Annotated in this window: 2 protein-coding genes; one reads left to right on the top strand and one right to left on the bottom strand. The window is 65.5% G+C overall.

What is annotated here, in order from left to right; genetic code table 11:
* The coding region (locus tag B0T44_RS26170; RefSeq protein WP_081512744.1) for a GTP-binding protein at positions 1 to 1,256 on the bottom strand (1,256 nt) is incomplete at its 3' end.
* A 159-nt stretch (positions 1,257 to 1,415) separates the two neighbouring features.
* Between B0T44_RS26170 and B0T44_RS27445 the strand changes: the two genes are divergently transcribed.
* Positions 1,416 to 1,592 carry a hypothetical protein gene (locus tag B0T44_RS27445; protein WP_175647907.1) on the top strand — a complete coding sequence of 59 codons (177 nt, stop codon included), beginning with the start codon at positions 1,416 to 1,418 and terminating at the stop codon, positions 1,590 to 1,592.
* Positions 1,593 to 1,735: the final 143 nt, after the last annotated feature.

Here is a 1,735-nt window from a genome sequence, read left to right as displayed (position 1 = left end):
TCGTGCACCTTGCCGTCGACCTGGCGGGTCACCACCTGCGGTTTGCCGACCGTCAGTTCGAAGCCTTCGCGGCGCATGGTCTCGACCAGGATGGCCAGCGCCAGCTCACCGCGGCCCTGCACCTCCCAGGCGTCCGGGCGGCCGATATCGACCACCCGCAGCGAGACGTTGCCGACCAGCTCCTGATCCAGGCGCGCCTTCACCATGCGGGCGGTGAGCTTATGGCCCTGCACCCGGCCGGCCAGCGGCGAGGTGTTGGTGCCGATGGTTACCGAGATGGCGGGCTCGTCGACGGTGATCCGCGGCAGTGCCACCGGCTCGTCCGGGTCGGCGAGGGTGTCGCCGATCATGATGTCCGGGATGCCAGCGACGGCGACGATATCGCCGGCCACCGCGACCTCACCGGGCCGACGTTCCACGCCGACGGTCTGCAGCAGTTCGGTGATCTTGACGTTCTTCACCCCGTCGGCGTACATCCACGCGACGTTCTGCCCCTTGCGCAGCTCGCCGTTGTGCACCCGCACCAGCGCCAGCCTGCCGAGGAAGGCCGAGGCGTCGAGGTTGGTGACATGCGCCTGCAGCGGGGCGGTCGCATCACCTTTGGGGGCGGGAATGTTCTCCAGCAGCACCTCGAACAGCGCGTCCAGGTTTGCCGCGTCGGGGGCGCTGCCGTTCTCCGGCGCCACCTTCGACGCCTTGCCCTCGCGGCCGGAGGCGTAGAGCACCGGCAGGTCCAGGGCGAGTTCGGCGGCTTCGGCGGCGTCGTCGTCGAGGTCGGAGGCCAGATCGAGCAGCAGGTCATGGCTTTGCTCGACGACTTCTTCGATCCGCGCATCCGGCCGGTCGGTCTTGTTGACCACCAGGATCACGGGCAGGCAGGCGGCCAGCGCCTTGCGCAGTACGAACCGGGTCTGCGGCAGCGGGCCTTCCGAGGCGTCGACCAGCAGCACGACACCGTCGACCATGGAGAGGCCGCGCTCAACCTCGCCGCCGAAATCGGCGTGACCTGGGGTGTCGATAACGTTGATGACGGTGACGCTGCCGTCGGGGTGATGCCGGTGCACGGCGGTGTTCTTGGCGAGAATGGTGATGCCCTTCTCGCGTTCCAGATCGCCGGAGTCCATCACCCGGTCGACGGGTTCGGCGCGTTCGGCGAAGGCGCCGGACTGGCGCAGCATGGCGTCGACAAGTGTCGTCTTGCCGTGGTCCACGTGAGCCACGATGGCGACGTTGCGAAAATCGCGTGCAGACGACACGCAGTTCCTCCTGTTGTTCGGTGTTGGTGCCTGCCGACCCCTGCAACAGGTGGAAATCTGCACTTACCGGGAATCCTCGGCATCACGGCCTGCTACACCCTACCGGCAATGTGTTGCCCGCCCGATCCCGCCTTTGAGGTAAGGGTAAGCTAACTCGATATGGGCAAGGTCAAGGCAAAAGAGGTATCGAGCCTCAAGCCGAAGAAGAAGTGCTGTCGCAAGAAGACGCGCTGTCTGAAATGCCCCGTGGTCATCATGCGGATGAAACGTCTGGAAGCCGCGGGAGTCAGCGGCAAAGAACTGAAGAAGGGCCTGAAAAAGGCTCGCGCTGCCTGATACTCGCGCAGCGCTGCCCTCATCAGCACCTCCATGCCTCCCTAGCAGTGGCATGAACACGGCGTACCGGGGTAGGACAGCTCATATGGGCACCCCTCTGCTTTCCGACACCGAATTGACCGAGGCACTTACCACTCTTCCGG

The sequence above is a fragment of the Nocardia donostiensis genome (assembly GCF_002081715.1).
Lineage (GTDB): Bacteria > Actinomycetota > Actinomycetes > Mycobacteriales > Mycobacteriaceae > Nocardia > Nocardia donostiensis.
Note: the sequence above shows the minus strand (reverse complement) of the source record. Positions and strands in the feature narration are given on the sequence as shown.